This is a genomic window from Aeromicrobium phoceense, assembly GCF_013868155.1.
Taxonomy (GTDB): Bacteria; Actinomycetota; Actinomycetes; order Propionibacteriales; family Nocardioidaceae; genus Aeromicrobium; species Aeromicrobium phoceense.
In genome coordinates this window covers 394,768-414,491 of record NZ_JACEOG010000001.1, presented here as the reverse complement: position 1 = coordinate 414,491, position 19,724 = coordinate 394,768, and the positions used below count along the sequence as shown (strand labels likewise).

Here is a 19,724-nt window from a genome sequence, read left to right as displayed (position 1 = left end):
GAGCCCAGCGGCTACAGTGTCGGGCGTGCGCATCGTGGCCTTCGGAACCTACGACTCCGCTGTCCACCCTCGCGTCGCGGTGCTGATCGCCGGGCTGCGCGCGTGGAACCAGGACGTCGTCGAGCTCAACCGCCCCCTGGGCTACTCGACGGCCGAGCGCGTCACGCTGGTGCAGGAGCCGTGGCGGCTCCCCGGCTTCGGGCTGCGCCTGCTGCGCCGCTGGGCGTCCCTCGTGCGCCTCGGCCTCAGGGAGCGCAGGCGCGGGCGTCCCGACGCGGTGCTGGTTGGCTACCTCGGTCACTTCGACGTCGTGCTCGCCCGGCTGGTCTTCGGCCGCGTCCCGATCGTGCTCGACCACCTCGTCTCGGCCTCGGGCACGGTCCTCGACCGGGGCCTGGCCTCCCGCCGGTCCCTGCGCGGACGCGTGATGGTGGCGATCGACCGGTTGGCCCTGGCCTGCGCCGACGTGGTCGTCGTCGACACCGCCGAGCGGGTGCCGGCCCTCGCCGAGGGCGGCCGCCGCGACGTCGTCGTGTGTCCCGTGGGGGCTTCCGACGAGTGGTTCGCCGCGAGCGGGGCCGCCGCTGACCGCGGCGTCGACGAGCCGCTGCGCGCGATCTTCTTCGGCCTTTTCACGCCGCTCCAGGGCGCCACGACGATCGCCCGGGCGGCCGCGCTGCTCGAGCCCGACGACCGCGTCGAGATCACCCTGGTCGGGCGCGGCCAGGACTGGGACGAGGCCCGGCGGATCGTCGGCGACCACCCGGCGGTGCGCTGGATCGAGTGGCTCGAGCCCGCCGACCTCATCCGCCTCGTCGCGACCCAGGACGTGTGCCTGGGGATCTTCGGGACGACCGCCAAGGCGCGCGAGGTCGTGCCCACGAAGGTGTTCCAGGGCGCGGCGGCCGGCTGTGCCGTCGTCACCTCCGACACGGCCTCCCAGCGCGGCGTGCTGGGCGACGACGCGGCCTACGTTCCCCCGGGCGATGCCGAGGCCCTGGCTGCGGTGCTGCGAGAGTTGTCCGTGGACCGCGGCCGGCTGGACTCCCTGCGCGAGCGCATGGGGGAGCGGGCGGCCCGCGAGTTCACCGCGGCGGAAGCCGTACGACCGATGATGAGCGAGATCGGCGGAATCACGCCGGTCGAGGAGGAGTGAGCGTGTCGAAGACAAGCGCAGGACTGCCGCCGCTGGCGATCCGGGCCTGGCTGCGTTACGTCGTGGTCCAGCGGGTCTTCGAGCGGATCGCGCCGCGCACCGTGCTTGAGGTCGGCTGCGGCCAGGGCGCCATCGGGGCGCGGCTGGCCCAGCACAGCGAGTACCTCGCGGTCGAGCCCGACGACAGCTCCTATGCCGTGGCCGCCTCCCGGATCGAGCCCTCCGGCGGCACGGTGATCCACGGCGTGCACGCCGACGTGCCGGCCGCCTCCACGTTCGACGTGGTGTGCGCCTTCGAGGTGCTCGAGCACCTCGAGCACGACGACCAGGCCCTCGAGGACTGGGTGGCGTCGATCCGCCCCGGTGGTCACCTCGTGATGTCCGTGCCCGCGTTCCAGCGCCGGTTCGGCCCGATGGACACGAACGCCGGCCACTTCCGCCGGTACGAGCCGCAGGAGCTGCGCGCGCAGCTGGAGCGCGCGGGCCTCGTGGACGTCGAGACGACGGTCTACGGCTGGCCGCTGGGCTACGCGCTCGAGGCCGTGCGCAACCGTGTCGACGCCCACAAGCTCGCGCGGCGCGAGGCGTCGATGGAGGACCTGACCTTCGCCAGCGGCCGCACGTTCCAGCCGCCCAACCGGCTCGTGGGCCTGGCGGTCGCCGTGCTCGTGCGCCCGTTCTGCCTGCTCCAGCGCCTGCGGCCCGACCGGGGCATCGGCCTGGTCGTCTCCGCTCGCAAGCCCGCCTGATTCCGCCCCGTAGAATGGCTCGCGAGCGCCCGTACCCGATCTTGAGGAAACCGTGAAACTAGTCGTTCAGATCCCGTGCCTGAATGAGGAGGAGACGCTCCCTCTGGTGCTGGCGTCCATCCCCCGAGAGATTCCCGGCGTCGACGAGATCGTCGTGCTGGTCATCGACGACGGCTGCACCGACCGGACGGTCGAGGTGGCCCGCGACCACGGCGTGACCGAGTTCGTGCACCACGTGCGGAACCAGGGTCTTGGCCGCTCGTTCCACGACGGGGTCATCCGGGCGCTCGAGCTCGGTGCCGACGTGGTCGTGAACACCGACGGCGACAACCAGTACCCGCAGGAGCGGATCACCGACCTCGTCCAGCCGATCGTCGCCGGGAAGGCCGACATCGTCATCGCCGACCGGCAGGTGCACCTCGTCGAGCACTTCTCCTGGGCCAAGAAGCAGCTGCAGAAGGTCGGCAGCGCCGTGGTGAACCGGGCCGCCGGCACGAAGCTGCCCGACGCCGCGAGCGGGTTCCGCGCCTACTCGCGCGAGAGCCTGATCCTGCTGAACACGATCACGCGGTTCAGCTACTGCATGGAGACGATCATCCAGGCGGGCAACAAGAACCTGAAGATCGCCAGCATCCCGGTCGTCACGAACGCCAAGACCCGCGAGTCGCGCCTGTTCAAGACCACGCCCGAGCACATCGCCAAGTCCGCCATGGCGATCATCCGGTCGTTCATCATGTACAAGCCGTACGTGATCTTCAGCTGGCTCACGCTGTTCTTCGGCGTGGTCGGGATGATCCCGTTCCTGCGCTACGGCGTGCTGTGGACGCAGGGCGAGCAGGGAGGCCACCTGCAGTCGCTGCTGCTCGGCGTGCTGCTTCTGACGATGGCGATGCTGTGCGTGATGCTCGGCGTCGTGGCCGACCTCATCCGCACCAACCGCGTGCTCATCGAGGACAACCTCGAGCACACGAAGCGGCTGCGGTTCGGCGACTCGGCCGAGGAGTCGCTCGTGCGCCACGGCCTCTCGAAGGTCACCTACGAGCGCGTCGAGTCCTCGCCGTCCTGACCCGAGGGGTCAGGGCCTCCCCAGCGCTCGGTAGGTCCACCCGGCGGCTCGCCACTGCTCGGGGTCGAGCGCGTTGCGGCCGTCCAGGATCCGTCGCTGGCGCACCTTCGCGCCGGCCACGGCCGGGTCGAGGTCGCGGTACTCGCGCCATTCGGTGAGCAGCAGCACGAGGTCGGCCCCCGTGAGGGCCTCCTCGGTGTCCTCCACGTAGAGCAGGTTCGGGTACGACGACTTCGCGTTGCCCAGCGCTGCGGGGTCGGTGACCCGCACCGTGGCGCCCTGCAGGCGCAGCTGCTCGGCCACGTTCAGCGCGGGGGAGTCGCGGATGTCGTCCGAGTCGGGCTTGAACGATGCGCCCAGCACGGTGACGCTGCGGCCCAGCAGCGAGCCCCCACACTCCTCGCGGGCGAGGTCGACCATGCGCACCCGGCGACGGGTGTTGATGGCGTCGACCTCCGCCAGGAAGCTCAGCGTCTGGTCGGCGCCCAGCTCGCCGGCGCGCGCCATGAACGCGCGGATGTCCTTCGGCAGGCAGCCGCCGCCGAAGCCCAGGCCGGCGTTGAGGAACTTGCGGCCGATGCGGTCGTCGAGGCCGATGGCGTCGGCAAGGGCCGTGACGTCGGCGTCGGTGCGCTCGCACAGCTCGGCCATCGCGTTGATGAAGGAGATCTTCGTGGCCAGGAACGAGTTGGCGGCGACCTTGACCAGCTGGGCGGTCGCGGGATCCATCACCAGGCGCGGCGTGTCCTCGGCCAGGATCGTGGCGTAGACCTCGTCGAGCAGCGCGGTGGCGCGCTCGCCGGCCGCGCCGTCGGGCACGCCGTAGACGAGGCGGTCGGGGTGCAGCGTGTCCTGGACGGCGAAGCCCTCGCGTAGGAACTCGGGGTTCCACACGAGCATCGCGTCGGGCTGGACGTCGGCCAGCCGGGCCGCGAGCCGCTCGGCGGTGCCAACGGGCACGGTGGACTTGCCGGCGATCAGGGCGCCCGGCGCGACGACGTCGAGCAGGCTCGCGAAGGCGCCGTCGACGTAGCGCAGGTCGGCCGCGTACTCGCCCTGCTTCTGCGGGGTGCCCACGCACAGGAAGTGCACCTGGGCGTCGGCCGCGTCGGCGAAGTCGGAGGTGAACGAGAGCCGTCCGCTCGCCAGCGTGCGCTCGAGCAGCTCGGGCAGGTTGGGCTCGAAGAACGGGGCGCGGCCGGCGGCCAGGCTCTCGATCTTGGCCAGGTCGGTGTCGACGCCGACGACCTCGTGGCCGAGCTCCGCCATGCTGGCGGCGTGGACGGCGCCGAGGTATCCGCAGCCGATGACACTGATCTTCATGGAGCCACCGTAGCGAGTGCACCCGGGCCCCGGGGTCGAAGGGACCAACCGTCCCAGCCCACCTGCCCGCTCGTGGTGCCCCGCTCGTCGTGCAGAGGGGAAAGCCGATGTGGGAGGGTCGGTCCATGACGGTCGACATCACGCACAACGAAGCGGAGCAGCAGTACGAGATCGCGGTCGACGGTGAGCGCGCCGGCTTCACCGAGGCGCGTGAGGAGGGCGACGTCGTCGTCTTCCCGCACACCGTGATCGACGAGCGGTTCGAGGGTCAGGGCCTGGCGAGCCAGCTCGTCACCTTCGCGCTCGACGACGTGCGCGCCCGCGGCAAGAAGGCCAAGGTCCACTGCAGCTACATCAAGCGCTTCGTCGAGAAGCGCCCGCAGTACCAGGACCTGCTGGCCTAGTGACGCAGGTCCTGCGACGCCGGCTCACGCTGCTGGGGCCGGCGTTCATCGCTGCCGTCGCGTACGTGGACCCGGGCAACGTCGCGACCAACCTGACCGCGGGGGCGCGGTTCGGGTACACCCTGGTCTGGGTCATCGTGCTGGCCAACCTCATGGCGGTGCTGATCCAGTACCTCTCGGCCAAGCTCGGGCTGGTCACGCGTCGGTCGCTGGCGGCGCAGGTCGGCGGCCGCGTCTCGGTGCGCGCCCGCTTCCTCTACTGGCTCCAGGCCGAGGGGATCGCCATCGCGACCGACCTGGCCGAGGTCATCGGCGGCGCGATCGCGTTCCACCTGCTCTTCGGCGTGCCGCTGCCGCTGGGTGCCCTGCTGACGGCCGCGGTGGCGATGATCGTGCTCGCCGTCGGCGACCGCTGGGGCCAAGGCGTGCTGGAGCGGATCATCCTCGGGTTCCTGCTGCTGATCGCCGTGGGCTTCCTCGCCGGGCTCGTCGTCGGCCCGCCGCCGGCCGGCGAGGTCGCGCAGGGGCTGGTGCCGCGCTTCGACGGCGCGGAGAGCGTCCTGCTGGCCTCGGGCATCGTCGGCGCCACGGTGATGCCGCACGCGGTCTACCTGCACTCGAGCCTCACCGCCGACCGGCTGGGTGCGCGCGGTGAGCACTCGTCCGTCCGCGATCTGCTGGCCGCCACCCGGATCGATGTCGTGCTGGCGCTCATCCTGGCCGGCATGCTGAACCTCGGCCTGCTGCTGATGGCCGCCGCGAACCTCCAGGGCATGCCCGGCACCGACACGATCGCCGGCGCCCACGATCTGATCAGCAGTGAGATCGGCGTGGGCGTGGCCCTGCTGTTCGCGGTGGCGCTGCTCGGCTCGGGCATCTCCTCCACCTCCGTGGGCAGCGCGGCGGGCGCGGAGGTGATGCGCGCGCTGACGCCGTGGTCGCTCAAGCCGGTGACCCGTCGCCTGATCACGCTGGTGCCCGCGCTGGTCGTGCTGCTGCTGGGCATCGATCCGACGCGCGCCCTGGTGGTCTCGCAGGTCGTGCTGTCGATGGGCATCCCGTTCGCTGTGGTCCCGCTGGTGTGGCTGACCGCGTCGCGCGCCGTGATGGGCGAGTACGTCAACCGGCGCCTCACCACGGCGCTCGCGTCGCTGGCCGCCGCCGCGATCGTGGCGCTGAACGTCGTGCTGTTGTGGCTGACGTTCGCCGGTTGAGCCTCGTAGGCTGACCCCATGCCCGAGATGCCCGAGGTCGAGGCGCTCGTCCACTGGCTGGGCGACAAGCTCGACGGTGCCGTGGTGGCCGAGATCGAGCCCGCGTCGTTCGCCGTGCTCAAGACCTACGACCCGCCTGTCTCGGCGTTCGCGGGCCTGACCGTCTCCGGTGTCCGTCGGCACGGCAAGTTCATCGACATCGACGTGGACGGGCTGCACCTGGTGATCCACCTGGCCAAGGCCGGCTGGCTGCGGTGGTCGGACCACTTCGGGGACAGCCGGGTCAAGATGGGCGGCCCGCTCGCCCTGCGCTTCCGCGTGGACCGCGGGGACGGCCCGCACGAGGGGTTCGACCTCACCGAGGCGGGCACCCGCAAGGGCCTGGCGGTCTACGCCGTGCGCGATCCGCAGGAGGTCGGGGGGATCGAGCGGCTCGGCCCCGACCCGTTGGCGCCCGGCTTCGACCTGCGGCCGCTGCTGCAGCGCCGGATGCAGGTCAAGCGGCTGCTGCGCGACCAGACCGTCGTGGCGGGCATCGGCAACGCCTACAGCGACGAGATCCTGCACGCCGCGAGGCTGTCGCCGTTCGCGATCGCGGAGAAGCTGGACGAGGACGAGGTGGTGCGGCTGGAGACCGCCGTGACCTCGGTGCTCACCGAGGCGGTCGCCGCGGCCGACGGCAAGCCCGCTGCCGACCTCAAGGACGCCAAGCGCGAGCGCATGCGCGTGCACGGCCGCGCGGGCCAGAGGTGCGACGTCTGCGGCGACACCGTGGCCGAGGTGGTGTTCGCCGACTCCTCGCTGCAGTACTGCCCGACCTGCCAGACCGGCGGCACGCTGCTCAAGGACCGCACCACGTCGAAGTTCCTGAAGTAGCCCTGCGGGCAGACGAAGGGGCGAGAGCCTCGCGGCCCTCGCCCCTCCTTCACACCTGTGGTGCGGTCACTTCTTGACGGTGACGACGACCTTCGTCTTGGCCGATCCGCCCTTGCCGTCGCGGATGCTGACGTAGAAGGCGGCCTTGCCCTTGAAGTTCTTCCGCGGCTTGAAGGTGAGCTTGGAGCCCCGGACCGAGACCTTGCCGGCCTTCTTGGAGACCTTGCCGGCCTTGTAGGTCAGACGGTTGCGGTCGGCGTCCGTCGCACGGATGACGAACTTCTTGGCCTTGTTCTTCTTCGTGACGACCTTGACCGTGCGCGGCGCCTTGGGCGCGGCGTTCACCTGCCGGATCGAGGCGAGCGTCCGGGCCTGCGTCGTCGAGCAGTCCATCGTTGCGGGGACGTTGCCGCCGGAACCGTAGATGGTCGCGGTGACGTAGAACTTCGCGGGCATGCTCAGCGTGGCCGCGCCCGCGGTGTAGGCCGGCGCGGTGATGGCCGGGACGGTGCCCTTCGCCGCGATCGTCCAGGCGGAGTCGGCGGGGATGGGAGCCCGCGCAGCAGAAAGCGAGGGGATGCGGACGTTCATCGAGCGGCCGGCGGAGCTCAGGGTCACGGCCGCGTTCGTCGACTGGCCCGAGGCCTCGGTGCCCAGCAGGCGCGTGCCGTCACGCAGCACGTCGGGCATGGCCAGCGTGATCGCGACGGGCGTCGGAGCGATGCGCTCACCGCGGAACACGGTGGCGGGGATCCGGGTCACGGTCCTGACGCCGACCTCCCGCAGGCCGAGGTCGAGCGGGCCGGCGAAGACCTGGCACTGGTAGGTGAACGACTTGTCGACGGGCTGGCTTCCGGCGGCCTGGGCGGGGGCGGAGAAGCCGATCGCGGCGAAGGTACCGCCGACGAGTGCGGCGGTGACGGGGAGCGCGACACGGCGCGCCATGAGGGAAGAACGGGTCACGAGGGACACCTCTCTGGGACGGTGCTCGCCGGGGTGGGATCTCGGCGCGCAAGAACGGGCGTGCGGGGAACCTAGCACGCGAAACTGTGAGTTACAACACAAGATACAACGCGTGTTCGTGAGGCCCGCCGGAATGGCCCATCGGTTGTTCTCGGGTGGGTCATCGACTCCCCTCCTAGGCTGGTGACATGGGCATCGGGAAGACGGGGCGGCGCGTCAACGCCGCGGTCGGCGGGTTCACGACGCGGGTGGACGGTCAGACCGAGCTCGCCGCCGCGCGCGCGGCCCAGGCGCTGCGCCTCGCGGTGCGGCTGCTGCGCTGGCCTTCGCTGGGCGTGATGGTCGTGTCGTGGCCGTTCCTCGCCGGACTGGCGATCGTCAGCGTGCTGGCGGACGACGTCTGGCTGAGCGTGCTCGCCGGGCTGATCGCGGGCATAGGTGCACTGCTGTCCGGCGCGTTCGCCTGGCGCCGGCAGCGGATCCTCGCCGCGGTGGAGGACGAGCAGCAGCTCGCCACCGAGCTGGGCATCGCGGTCGCGATGAGCGATGACGTGGGCGAGGCCCGCCTCGTGCTGGGTCAGCTGGCCGGAGCCACGGGCGGCGTCCGCGTGTTCTCGCGCCTCAAGGGCCTCTGGCGCGGCTTCGGTCTCGGCCCCGGCGTGCTCCAGGACGCCGCCGACCTGCCGCGGGCGCGCTGGTTCTTCCCGCCGACGGTCGGCACCACCGTCACCCTGTTCCTCGGCGTGCTGTGGCTCGTGCCGATCTCGTTCGTCAGCTGCCTGCTGCTGGCGATCGCCCTCGCCGCCCGCTGACCCGCCGCCACACTCGCGACCCCGGAATGCGCCACTCGACGACCGCGGAGGTGCCCACCGCGGCGCCGTGCTGTCCCGGGTGCGGTCTCAGGGCCGATCCGCCCGGAAGACCGGGCCGGACGGGTCGTTAGGCTGGGGCGCGTGTCGCGCGACGTCGAACTCACCGTGGTCGAGGGCGGCAACGCCCTCTCGGCCTTCCGCTCCCGAGCCCTGCTGGCCCGCCTCCAGGAGGTGGCCCCCGGGCTGACCGACGTCCGTGCGCGGCACGTGCACTGGGTCGCCAGCGAGCGACCCCTCGATGCCGCCACGACCGACACGGTGACCCGGATCCTCGACTACGGCGACCCGGCCCAGGGCGGACCCGACGGAGCGCTCGTCGTGGTCGGGCCCCGGCTCGGCACCATCTCGCCGTGGTCGAGCAAGGCCACCGACATCGTCCACAACTGCGGGCTCGACGTGCGGCGGGTCGAGCGGGTCACCGAGTACACCCTCGTCGGCGCCGAGCCCACCCCCGAGCAGCTGGCCGCCTGCGCCGACGTGCTGCACGACCGCATGACCGAGACGGCGCTCTACTCCCGTGATGCGGCCGCCGACCTCTTCGACGAGCGCGAGGCCGAGCCGATGCAGCGGATCGACGTCCTCGGCGGTGGCCGCGAGGCGCTCGTCGCGGCCGACACCGAGTTCGGCCTGGCGCTGTCGCCGGACGAGATCGACTACCTCGTCGACGCCTTTACGGACCTGGACCGCAACCCCACCGACGTCGAGCTGATGATGTTCGCCCAGGCGAACTCCGAGCACTGTCGCCACAAGATCTTCAACGCCGACTTCGTGGTCGACGGCGAGCCGCAGGACCGGTCGCTGTTCGCGATGATCCGCCACACCGAGGCGATCGCGGGCCACGGCACCGTCGTGGCCTACAAGGACAACGCCTCGATCATGGAGGGCGGCCCGGCCAGGCGCTGGCTGCCAGAGGCGGCCGACGGCCCCAGCCGCTACGCCCCCCGCGACGGCGAGGTGCACGTGCTGATGAAGGTCGAGACGCACAACCACCCCACGGCGATCTCGCCCTTCCCGGGCGCCGCCACCGGCGCCGGTGGCGAGATCCGCGACGAGGGCGCCACGGGCCGCGGCTCGCAGCCCAAGGCCGGCCTGACGGGCTTCGTCGTGTCGAACCTCCACCTGCCCGGCACCGACGAGCCGTGGGAGACCGAGCAGTACGGCCGTCCCGCCCACATCGCCAGTCCGCTGGACATCATGACCGAGGGCCCGATCGGCGCCGCGGCGTTCAACAACGAGTTCGGGCGCCCCGGCCTCGGTGGCTTCTTCCGCGTCTACGAGCAGACCGTCGACGGCGTTCGCCGCGGGTATCACAAGCCGATCATGAGCGCGGGCGGCCTGGGCTCGATCAGCGCCGAGATGACTGAGAAGATCGCCTTCCCCGCCGGCAGCCTCTTGGTGCAGCTGGGCGGTCCCGGCATGCGCATCGGCATGGGCGGCAGTGCGGCCTCGTCGCAGGCGGCCGGCGCCAACGCCGCCGAGCTCGACTTCGACTCGGTGCAGCGCGGCAACCCCGAGATCGAGCGGCGCGCGCAGGAGGTCATCAACCACTGCTGGTCCCTCGGCGAGGAGAACCCGATCCTGTCGATCCACGACGTGGGAGCGGGCGGACTCTCGAACGCGTTCCCCGAGCTCGTCGACGACGCCGGGGTCGGTGCCACGTTCGAGCTGGGTGCGGTGCCGCTCGAGGAGAGCGGCCTGGCACCCAAGGAGGCGTGGTGCAACGAGAGCCAGGAGCGCTACGTCCTGGCGATCGCGCCGGAGTCGCTGGAGCGGTTCGCCGCGCTGGCCGACCGCGAGCGCTGCCCGTTCGCCGTCGTGGGCGTGGCCCGTGACGACGCGCAGCTCGTCCTCGAGCCGGTCGACCCCGCCGACGAGACGCCGATCGACATGCCGCTGGAGGTTCTGCTCGGCAAGCCGCCGAAGATGACCCGCGACGCCACCCGCGTGGCCCGCTCGACGAGCGAGCTCGACCTCGCGGACGTCGACGTGGTCGAGGTGGCCCACGACGTCCTGCGTCACCCCTCGGTGGCCTCGAAGCGCTTCCTCGTCACGATCGGCGACCGCACGGTTGGGGGCCTCACCCACCGCGACCAGATGGTCGGTCCGTGGCAGGTGCCGGTGGCCGACGTCGCCGTGACGCTCTCGGACCACGTGGGATTCGCCGGTCAGGCGATGGCCAGCGGCGAGCGCACGCCGTTGGCCGCGGTCGACGGCCCGGCCTCCGGCCGGATGGCCGTGGGCGAGGCGATCACGAACCTGCTGGCCGCGCCGATCCACCTGCCGGGCGTCAAGCTCTCGTGCAACTGGATGGCCGCGTGCGGGGAGGACGGCGAGGACGCCGCGCTCTACGACACCGTGCACGCCGTCGCGATGGAGCTGTGCCCCGCGCTCGGGATCTCGGTCCCGGTGGGCAAGGACTCGCTGTCGATGCGCACGCGCTGGACCGAGGAGGACGGCACCGAGAAGCAGGTGACCGCGCCCGTGTCGCTCGTCGTCACGGCGTTCGCCTCGCTGCCCGACGTGCGCGGCACGGCCACTCCCGAGCTGCCCGCCGGAGCGGCGCTGCTGCTGGCCGACCTCGGTGCCGGCCGCAACCGCCTCGGCGGCTCGATGCTGGCCCAGGTGCGCGGGGAGTTCGGTGGCACGGTGCCCGACCTCGACGACCCGGCGCGCCTCGTCGCCCTGGTCGACGGCGTCAACGCGCTGCGCGACGCCGGCCTGCTGCTGGGGTACCACGATCGCTCCGACGGTGGCCTGTGGGCCGCGGTGTGCGAGATGGCGTTCGCCGGGGGCGTGGGCGTGGACCTCGACGTCGACGACCTGGCCGCCCTGTTCACCGAGGAGCTCGGCGCCGTCCTGGCCGTGCCCGCCGAGCAGGCCGACGACGCCCTGGCGCTGCTGCGGCAGCACGGCCTGGCCGACCTCGTGCACCGCGTGGGAACGTCCGCGCCGGACCGTCACGTCCGGGTGCCCGCCCTCGGGCTCGACGAGCCGCTCGAGGGCCTGGCCCAGACGTGGGACGAGGTCTCGTGGCGGATCTCGCGCCTGCGCGACAACCCCGCGTGCGCCGACGCGGAGCACGCCGCGATCGGCGCCGCCGTCCCGACGCTCACGGTGGAGCCCACCTTCGACCCCACCGACGACGTCGCCGCGCCGTACCTCGTGGGTCGCGCCCGGCCGAAGGTGGCGATCCTGCGCGAGCAGGGCGTCAACTCCCACGTCGAGACTGCCTTCGGCTTCGACCGCGCCGGCTTCGACACGTACGACGTGCACATGACCGACCTGCAGTCGGGCCGCTTCGACCTCGCCGACGTGGTGGGCCTGGCGGCCTGCGGCGGGTTCTCCTATGGCGACACGCTGGGCGCCGGGGAGGGTTGGGCGCGATCGGTGCTGTTCAACCCCGCGCTCACCGACGCGTTCGCCGGGTTCTTCTCCCGCCCCGACACGTTCGGCATCGGCATCTGCAACGGCTGCCAGATGTTCGCCTCGCTGGCCGACATCATCCCGGGCGCCGAGGCATGGCCGCGGTTCACGCGCAACGCCTCGGAGCAGTACGAGGCGCGCCTGTCCCTCGTCGAGGTGCTCGACTCACCCTCGGTCTTCTTCTCCGGCATGGCCGGCTCGAAGGTGCCGATCGCGGTGGCCCACGGTGAGGGCTTCGCGAACTTCTCGGTGCGCGGCGACGCGGCCACCGTGCAGCGGGCGGCGCGCTTCGTGGACGTGAGCGGTCAGGTGGCCACGGACTATCCGGCGAACCCCAACGGCTCACCCGACGGCCTCACCGCCGTCACGACGACCGACGGCCGGTTCACCGCGATGATGCCGCACGCCGAGCGCGTGCAGCGCAACGCGCAGCTGTCGTGGACCTCGGCCGACCCGTCGGTGGAGAGCCCGTGGCTGCGGATGTTCCGCAACGCCCGGGTCTGGGTCGGCTGACAAGACCCGCAGCGGCCATCGGCGTCTAGTCACAACGGACGGTTTTCGCTTCCGGGCTTGGGTGAGGGGCCCCTCACCCGCGTACTCTCGGTATGTGGCCCTGTACCCCCCCGGCGAACGCACGAGCGAGCCGCTCGACGATCGGCTGCGCGACGATGCCGCGCTGGCCGAGATCGAGCTGACCTCTCGGCTGATGATCGCCGCCTCGGGAGCCGCCGAGCCACTCTCCCAGGAGGAGATCGACGGACTCCTGGGCATCGCCCCCGACGCCTGAACGGCCTCGGTTGGCGGCTGCGCTCGCCCAACACCTACCATGGGCAGAGTCTGCCCGCCCCATGCCGAGGAGTACCCGCGTGCGTTTTCGCATCCGACCGGTCGAGGCTTCGTTCTACGACCTCTTCACCGAGATGGCCAACCACCTGGTCATCGGGTCGGGCATCGTCGCCCGGCTGCTGGACCCCGAGGCGGACAAGGCTGCTCTCGCCGACCAGATGAGCGACGCCGAGCACGCGGCCGACGACACGACCCACGCGATCATCAAGCTGGTGAACAGCACGTTCATCACGCCGTTCGACCGTGAGGACATCTACGCGCTGGCCAGCAGCCTCGACGACGTCATGGACTACATGGAGGAGGTCGTCGACTGCGCGGCCCTCTACGGCATCACCGAGTTCCCCGAGGACTTCGCAGCCCAGGTGCAGGTGCTGCAGCGCGCGTCGAACCTCACCGCCGAGGCCATGCCGCGGCTGCGCACGATGAAGGACCTCGACGACTTCTGGATCGAGATCAACCGCCTCGAGAACGAGGGCGACCGCAACCACCGCCGCCTGCTCGCCGACCTGTTCGACGGCAACTACAAGGCGATGCAGGTGCTGAAGCTCAAGGACATCGTCGAGGCCGTCGAGTCGGCCATCGACGCGCTGGAGTCGGTGGCGAACACCGTCGAGCAGATCGCCGTCAAGGAGTCCTGAGTGGACTTGGTGATGGTCATGGTGGTCACGGTCGTCGTGATCGCCCTCGTCTTCGACTACACGAACGGCTTCCACGACGCCGCCAACGCCATCGCCACCTCGGTGTCGACGCGTGCCCTCACGCCTCGCGTCGCCCTCGCGATGGCCGCGATCCTGAACTTCGTGGGCGCGTGGCTGGGCGTCGAGGTCGCCAAGACCATCCAGGGCATCATCGACATCGACGGAGCCACCGGATCCAGTGCGGCCGACCGGGCCCACGCGCTGACGATCGTGCTGGCGGCCCTCGTCGGCGCGATCACCTGGAACCTCATCACGTGGTACTTCGGCATCCCGTCGTCGTCGTCGCACGCCCTGATCGGCGGCATCGTCGGCGCCGGCATCGCCTCGGCCACCACGGTCGAGTGGAGCACGCTCGTCGACAAGGTCGCGATCCCGATGGTGCTGAGCCCGGCGTTGGGCTTCTTCCTCGCGTTCGGGTTGATGACTGCCATCATGTGGATCTTCCGCCGCGCCAAGCCGGCCCGCGTGCAGCGCGGCTTCCGTGCGTCGCAGACCGTCTCGGCGGCCGCCATGGCGCTGGGCCACGGCCTGCAGGACGCGCAGAAGACGATGGGCATCATCGTCCTGGCGCTCACGGCCGGCGGCCTGCACACCACCGACGACGTCCCTCTGTGGGTCATCGTCGCCTCCGCCAGCGCGATCGCGGCGGGCACGTACTCCGGCGGCTTCCGGATCATGCGCACCCTCGGGCGCCGCATCATCGAGCTCGATCCGCCGAAGGGCTTCGCCGCCGAGGCCACCGCGGCCAGCGTCCTCTACGTCATGGCGATCGGCCTGCACGCGCCGGTCTCGACCACCCACACGATCACCTCGGCGATCATGGGCGCCGGCGCCACGAAGCGCTTCAGCGCCGTGCGCTGGGGTGTCGCGAAGGGCATCGTCATCGCGTGGATCATCACGATGCCGGCGGCCGCCGCCGTCGCCGCGGCCTTCTACTTCGTCGCCCGCCCGTTCCTGCCCTGAGTGGTCACGGCCGGTGATCGAGTGCCGGCGAGCTTGCGAGACGGTGTACCGAGATCAGTGGCTGAGGAGATCCCGTGGCTGGGGCGGCCCGTCCGCCGACCGGGTCTCGATACGGTCGGCCGCTGAGCGGCCTCCCTACTCGACCTGGGTTCGCACCTCGCTCGCAGAGCGAGCTCGGGCTCACCCAAACCGGCCCTGGATGTAGGCCTCGGTGGCCGGGTCCTCGGGGTTGGCGAACATCTTCTCGGTGGGACCGAGCTCCACGAGGCGTCCGGGCTGACCCACGCCGGCGAGGTTGAAGAACGCCGTCTGGTCCGAGACGCGCGCGGCCTGCTGCATGTTGTGGGTGACGATCACGATCGTGTAGTCGTTCTTGAGCTCGTGGATCAGGTCCTCGATGACGCTCGTCGAGATCGGGTCGAGCGCCGAGCACGGCTCGTCCATCAGCAGCACCTCGGGCTCCACGGCCACGGCGCGCGCGATGCACAGACGCTGCTGCTGCCCGCCGGACAGGCTCGAGCCGGGACGCTCGAGGCGGTCCTTGACCTCGGCCCACAGGCCAGCGCGGCGCAGCGAGCGCTCCACCACGTCGTCGGCCTCGGACTTCTTCATGCGCTTGCTGTTGAGGCGCTGGCCCGCGAGGACGTTCTCGGCGATCGACATCGTCGGGAACGGGTTGGGGCGCTGGAAGACCATGCCGATCTTGCGGCGAACGTTCACCGGGTCCATGTCGGAGGCGTAGAGATCCTGGCCGTCGACCAGCACCTTGCCCTCGACGCGGGCGCCGCGGATCACCTCGTGCATGCGGTTCAGCGACCGCAGGAACGTGGACTTGCCGCAGCCCGACGGGCCGATGAAGGCCGTCACGGCGCGGGCGGGGACGGCGATGTTCACGCCTTCGACGGCGAGGAAGTCGCCGTAGTAGATGTTCAGGTCCGAGACGTCGATGCTCTTGGCCATGGGGGTTTCCTTCCGGGAGGTCAGCGCTCGCCCTGGGGCGAGAAGAAGTGGGAGACGAGGCGGGCGACGAGGTTCAGCAGCATCACGATGAGCAGAAGCACGAGTGCCGCGCCCCAGGCCCGCTCGATGCTCGGCTCCGGCGGGACGCCGGGCTGCATGATGGAGGAGTAGGTGAAGACCGGCAGGGTCGCCATGCGGCCGTCGAACAAGTTGAAGTTCACCGAGTCGGTGGCTCCGGCGATCACCAGCAGGGGAGCGGTCTCGCCGATGACGCGGGCGATCGCCAGGGTGATGCCGGTGACGATGCCGGCCAGCGCGGTGGGCAGCACGACCTTCACGATGGTGCGCCACTTCGGCACCCCGAGCGCGTAGGAGGCCTCGCGCAGCTCGTTCGGGACGAGCTTGAGCATCTCCTCGCAGGAGCGCACCACGACCGGGACCATCAGCACCGAGAGCGCCACGGCTCCGCCGATGCCCATCCGGACGCCGTCGCCGAAGAACACCACGAACAGCGCGTAGGCGAACAGGCCGGCGACGATCGAGGGGATGCCGGTCATGACGTCCACCAGGAACCGGATCGAGCTCGAGAGCCGGCCGTCCTCGCCGTACTCGATCAGGTAGATCGCGGTGAACAGGCCGATCGGGACCGAGATGACGGTGGCGGCCGCCGTGATCAGCAGGGTGCCGACGATCGCGTGGTAGATGCCGCCGCCCTCGCCCACGACGTTGCGCATCGAGTAGGTGAAGAACTCGCTGCTCAGGACGGGCAGGCCACGCTCGAGGACGCTCCACATGATGCTGCCGAGCGGGATCAGCGCCAGCCCGAACGCGGAGGTGACCAGCAGGGTCACGAGCCGGTCGGTGGCCTTGCGGCGGCCCTCGACGAGCCACGACCAGATCGGGACGATCCACGCGAGGGCGTAGCCGACGAAGGCCAGGCGCAGGTCCACGAGGCCGAAGATGCCCGCGAGGACCAGCAGGAGCGCGGCAGCGTGAATCACCCGGGGTGCCGCGGTCGGCAGCGCGTGCGTGCGCAGCGAGTCGGCGAGGTCGCCGGACGGCGGGGCGGGGGAGAGAGTCGTGGTCATGTCAGTTCGCTCCGGAGAATTCCTTGTTGCGCTCGACGATGGCGCGGGCGGCGAAGTTCACGGCGAAGGTGATGACGAACAGCACCAGTCCGGTGGCGATCAGCACGTTCACGTTCAGGCCGCTGGCCTCGGGGAACGACTGCGCGATGTTCGCCGCGATCGTGTTGGGGTTGCTCGAGCTGATGACGTTGAAGCTGACGACGCCTGAGGCGCTCAGCACCATGGCGACGGCCATGGTCTCGCCCAGGGCCCGGCCCAGGGCGAGCATCGCCGCCGACACCATGCCCGAGCGGGCGTAGGGGAAGACGGCCATCTTCGTCATCTCCCAGCGGGTGGCGCCGAGGGCCAGTGCGGCCTCCTCGTGCAGGCGCGGCGTCTGCAGGAAGATCTCGCGGCAGATCGCGGTCATGATCGGCAGCACCATGATCGCGAGCACGAGGGCGGCGGTCAGCAGCGTGCGCCCGGTGGCCGAGGCCGGCCCGGCGAACAGCGGGATGAAGCCGAGGTTCTCCTCGAGCCACACGTACAGCGGCTGGATCGCCGACGAGAGCGTGATGATGCCCCACGTGCCGTAGACGACGCTCGGCACGGCGGCGAGCAGGTCGATGAGGTAGCCGATGGGCTGCGCCAGGCGGCGCGGCGCGTAGTGCGAGATGAACAGCGCGACGCCGATGGCGACCGGCGTGGCGATCAGCAGCGCGATGAACGCGGCCCACAGCGTGCCGAAGACCAGCGGACCGACGTACTGTAGGAACGACTCGCCGCTCTTGACCTCGTCGGGCGACGCGGTGATGCCCGGGATCCCCTCGGCGGTCAGGAAGATGCCGACGCCGGCGAGCGTCGCCAGGATGACGACGGCCGCGCCCAGCGAGATGCCGCGGAAGACGCGATCTCCCGGGCGGGTCGCCGTGCGCGGTTCGGTGGAGGTGCTCACATGGTGTCCTTGATGGAGTTCGTCTGGTGCCCATGACCCGGGCGAGGGGTCAGCCCCTCGCCCGGACCGAAGGCATCAGCTGATGGTGTCGATCGCGGCCTGCGCCTTGGCGGAGAAGTCCTCCGACAGGGGCGCGGAGCCGGCGGCCTCGGCGGAGGCGTCCTGGCCCTCGCTGCCGGCGACGTAGGTCAGCCACTCCTTGACGAGCTCGGCCTCGGCGGCGTCCTCGTACTTCTGGCAGGCGATCTGGTACGAGACCAAGACGATCGGGTAGACACCCGCGGCCTCGGTCTTGCGGTCGATCTCCAGGGCCAGGTCAGTCTCGGCGCGACCCTCCACCTGCGTGGCGGCGTCGAGGACCTTGGCGGCGGCCTCGGGGGTCGGCGCGACGAACTCCTCGCCGACCTTGACCGCGACGGTGCTCAGCTCGCCGGCCTGGCTGGCGTCGGCGTAGCCGATCGTGCCCTGGCCGCCGGAGACGGCCTGGATCACGCCGGAGGTCTGCTGGGCGGCCTCGCCACCCTTGACCGGCCACTCCTCGACCTCACCGTGCGTCCACGAGCCACCCGAGGCGGCGTCGAGGTAGGCGGTGAAGTTCTCGGTGGTGCCCGAGGCGTCGCCGCGGTGGACGGGCGTGATCGTGGAGTCGGGCAGCTCGGCGTCCGGGTTGTCCTCGGCGATCGCGTCGTCGTTCCACTTCGTGACGTCGCCGGCGAAGATCGCGCCGATGGTCTCCGGCGAGAGCTGGAGGCCGTCGACACCGTCGAGGTTGTAGACCACGGCGACGGGGCTGACGTAGACGGGGACGGTCACGACGTCGGAGCCGCAGCGCTCCTTCGCGGAGGTGACCTCCGCGTCGTCGAGGTAGGCGTCGGAGCCGGCGAACGAGACGCCACCGGCGATGAACTGCTCACGACCGCCGCCGGAGCCGATGGCGTCGTAGTTGACCGTGACATCGGCGTTGGCGGTCTGGAAGCCCTGCTTCCAGGCGTCGACTGCCGACTGCTGCGAGCTGGCGCCGGCGCCGTTGAGCGTGCCGCTGAGCGAGCTGTCGGAGGAATCGTCCGCGTTGGCGGACTCGTTGGCGGCACCACAGGCCGACAGGCCGAACAGCAGCGCGGAACCCGCCGCGGTGGCGGCCAGGGTGCGCATGGACTTGCGGTTCACGTGTGTTCCCTCTCTGGAGCGTGTGTGAGGCGACTGCCTCGAACACCGCCACGCTAGGAACCGCAGGTGTAGGGAACTCGCGACGAGGGTGAACGGAAGGTGAACCCTGGCGGAAGGCTGGGAGATCGATGCCGGGAATCCGGGGAATCAGACCAGCTCGGAGGCCAGCACCTTGCCCTTGCGGTGGTGGATCACCAGGGCGTGGCCGGGGGCGAGCACGGGTCCGCTGACGCCGAGCGCGGCGTAGACGTCGCGCAGCGTGGGCCGGTGCGTGCAGGCCACGGTGGGTCGCTTGGTGCCCAGCAGGGCCTCGACGGCCCGCTCGACCTTGGCCGCAGAGGCGCCCTCGACCAGCCGGTCGTCGAGCTCGAGCAGCTCGTCGGTGAGGGCGACGTAGGGGTCCACGGTCTGCACCGTGCGGGTGGCCGGGCTGCTGACGATGCGCCGCACGCCGAAGGCACTGAGCAGCGGCACGAGCTCCTTCGCGCGGTCGTGACCTGCCGCGGCGAGGGGGCGGTCGCGGTCGCCACCGTCGAACGCGTCGCGGGGGACCGCCTTGGCGTGGCGCAGGACCACGAGCGTGCGCGCCTTGTGCGACTTCCTCGCCACGAGGTCCTCGAAGGACTCCAGCAGCCGGCGGTCGTGCTCGTAGGTGAGCTTCTTGCGGGCCGCGCGGGGCGCGAACCACCTCACGTCGTCGACCTCGCGGTTGGGGCGGAAGTCGCTCTGGTCGTCCAGCGGGCGGGCGACCCAGTAGGCGACCTGCTTGAGGCCGCCGCGGACGCGGTACGTCACCTCGGGCAGGGGATGGACCAGCCGCACGCGGTAGCCGGTCTCCTCGAGAATCTCGCGGACGGCCGTGACGGGCAGCGGCTCCTCCGGGTCGGCCTTGCCCTTGGGGAAGGTCCAGTCGTCGTATCCCGGCCGGTGCACGAGCAGCACCTCGATGCCGCCGGACCCGCTCGGACCGGCCTTGCGCCAGACGATGCCGCCCGCGGCGGGGATGACCTTGCTCGCCATGG

General features: G+C 71.0%; 18 protein-coding genes. 11 read left to right on the top strand and 7 right to left on the bottom strand.

From position 1 onward, the window contains the following. Window positions 1-25: 25 nt before the first annotated feature. Genes H1W00_RS16930 through H1W00_RS02015 form a run of 3 tightly spaced genes read left to right on the top strand, consistent with a single transcriptional unit; the run spans window position 26 to window position 2,971 of the window. Window positions 26-1,156 (top strand): glycosyltransferase family protein, encoded by a 1,131-nt coding sequence (locus H1W00_RS16930; RefSeq protein ID WP_181753184.1) that lies wholly within the window; start codon window positions 26-28, stop codon window positions 1,154-1,156. A gap of 2 nt (window positions 1,157-1,158) precedes the next feature. After that, complete coding sequence (locus tag H1W00_RS02020; RefSeq protein WP_181753183.1) at window positions 1,159-1,905, top strand: methyltransferase domain-containing protein; 747 nt, start codon at window positions 1,159-1,161, stop codon at window positions 1,903-1,905. A gap of 52 nt (window positions 1,906-1,957) precedes the next feature. Further along, window positions 1,958-2,971: a glycosyltransferase gene (locus H1W00_RS02015; RefSeq protein ID WP_181753181.1), complete on the top strand. Its 1,014-nt coding sequence runs from the start codon at window positions 1,958-1,960 to the stop codon at window positions 2,969-2,971. A gap of 9 nt (window positions 2,972-2,980) precedes the next feature. Here the strand turns inward: H1W00_RS02015 and H1W00_RS02010 are convergent, their stop codons facing one another. Then, complete coding sequence (locus tag H1W00_RS02010; protein WP_181753179.1) at window positions 2,981-4,294, bottom strand: UDP-glucose dehydrogenase family protein; 1,314 nt, start codon at window positions 4,292-4,294, stop codon at window positions 2,981-2,983. Between the two features lie 125 nt (window positions 4,295-4,419). Between H1W00_RS02010 and H1W00_RS02005 the strand changes: the two genes are divergently transcribed. Genes H1W00_RS02005 through H1W00_RS01995 form a run of 3 tightly spaced genes read left to right on the top strand, consistent with a single transcriptional unit; the run spans window position 4,420 to window position 6,788 of the window. Continuing rightward, complete coding sequence (locus H1W00_RS02005; protein ID WP_241732805.1) at window positions 4,420-4,698, top strand: GNAT family N-acetyltransferase; 279 nt, start codon at window positions 4,420-4,422, stop codon at window positions 4,696-4,698. Further along, a complete protein-coding gene (locus H1W00_RS02000) occupies window positions 4,698-5,912 on the top strand; it encodes an Nramp family divalent metal transporter (RefSeq protein ID WP_181753175.1) in 1,215 nt (404 codons plus the stop codon). Before H1W00_RS02005 ends, H1W00_RS02000 begins: the two co-directional genes overlap by 1 nt. 18 nt (window positions 5,913-5,930) lie before the next feature. After that, window positions 5,931-6,788 carry an Fpg/Nei family DNA glycosylase gene (locus H1W00_RS01995; protein WP_181753173.1) on the top strand — a complete coding sequence of 286 codons (858 nt, stop codon included), beginning with the start codon at window positions 5,931-5,933 and terminating at the stop codon, window positions 6,786-6,788. 66 nt (window positions 6,789-6,854) lie between these two features. Here the strand turns inward: H1W00_RS01995 and H1W00_RS16925 are convergent, their stop codons facing one another. Further along, on the bottom strand, window positions 6,855-7,751 hold the full coding sequence (locus H1W00_RS16925) for a DUF6801 domain-containing protein (protein ID WP_181753171.1): 897 nt from the start codon (window positions 7,749-7,751) through the stop codon (window positions 6,855-6,857). A 188-nt stretch (window positions 7,752-7,939) separates the two neighbouring features. Here H1W00_RS16925 and H1W00_RS01985 point away from each other — a divergent pair, with 188 nt between their 5' ends. The 5 genes from H1W00_RS01985 to H1W00_RS01965 all read left to right on the top strand — a co-directional run bounded on the left by H1W00_RS01985 (window position 7,940) and on the right by H1W00_RS01965 (window position 14,553). Next, window positions 7,940-8,563: a hypothetical protein gene (locus tag H1W00_RS01985; protein ID WP_181753169.1), complete on the top strand. Its 624-nt coding sequence runs from the start codon at window positions 7,940-7,942 to the stop codon at window positions 8,561-8,563. Between the two features lie 141 nt (window positions 8,564-8,704). Further along, window positions 8,705-12,559 carry a phosphoribosylformylglycinamidine synthase gene (gene purL, locus H1W00_RS01980; protein ID WP_206679951.1) on the top strand — a complete coding sequence of 1,285 codons (3,855 nt, stop codon included), beginning with the start codon at window positions 8,705-8,707 and terminating at the stop codon, window positions 12,557-12,559. Between the two features lie 94 nt (window positions 12,560-12,653). Next, window positions 12,654-12,833, top strand: a complete 180-nt coding sequence (locus H1W00_RS01975; protein WP_181756300.1) for a hypothetical protein — start codon at window positions 12,654-12,656, stop codon at window positions 12,831-12,833. A gap of 79 nt (window positions 12,834-12,912) precedes the next feature. Beyond that, window positions 12,913-13,530: a DUF47 domain-containing protein gene (locus H1W00_RS01970; RefSeq protein ID WP_181753167.1), complete on the top strand. Its 618-nt coding sequence runs from the start codon at window positions 12,913-12,915 to the stop codon at window positions 13,528-13,530. A gap of 6 nt (window positions 13,531-13,536) precedes the next feature. Then, window positions 13,537-14,553, top strand: a complete 1,017-nt coding sequence (locus H1W00_RS01965; RefSeq protein WP_276568744.1) for an inorganic phosphate transporter — start codon at window positions 13,537-13,539, stop codon at window positions 14,551-14,553. A 180-nt stretch (window positions 14,554-14,733) separates the two neighbouring features. Here the strand turns inward: H1W00_RS01965 and pstB are convergent, their stop codons facing one another. The 5 genes from pstB to H1W00_RS01940 form a co-directional block, all read right to left on the bottom strand. Beyond that, on the bottom strand, window positions 14,734-15,513 hold the full coding sequence (gene pstB / locus H1W00_RS01960) for a phosphate ABC transporter ATP-binding protein PstB (protein WP_078699403.1): 780 nt from the start codon (window positions 15,511-15,513) through the stop codon (window positions 14,734-14,736). Window positions 15,514-15,533: 20 nt separating this feature from the next. After that, window positions 15,534-16,601 carry a phosphate ABC transporter permease PstA gene (gene pstA, locus H1W00_RS01955; RefSeq protein ID WP_181753165.1) on the bottom strand — a complete coding sequence of 356 codons (1,068 nt, stop codon included), beginning with the start codon at window positions 16,599-16,601 and terminating at the stop codon, window positions 15,534-15,536. A 1-nt stretch (window position 16,602) separates the two neighbouring features. Continuing rightward, a complete protein-coding gene (pstC, locus tag H1W00_RS01950; RefSeq protein ID WP_181753163.1) occupies window positions 16,603-17,535 on the bottom strand; it encodes a phosphate ABC transporter permease subunit PstC in 933 nt (310 codons plus the stop codon). Between the two features lie 75 nt (window positions 17,536-17,610). Beyond that, entirely contained in the window at window positions 17,611-18,702 is a 1,092-nt protein-coding gene (gene pstS, locus H1W00_RS01945) for a phosphate ABC transporter substrate-binding protein PstS (RefSeq protein ID WP_286930989.1), read from the bottom strand. A gap of 147 nt (window positions 18,703-18,849) precedes the next feature. Next, window positions 18,850-19,722 carry an NUDIX hydrolase gene (locus tag H1W00_RS01940; protein WP_181753161.1) on the bottom strand — a complete coding sequence of 291 codons (873 nt, stop codon included), beginning with the start codon at window positions 19,720-19,722 and terminating at the stop codon, window positions 18,850-18,852. Window positions 19,723-19,724: the final 2 nt, after the last annotated feature.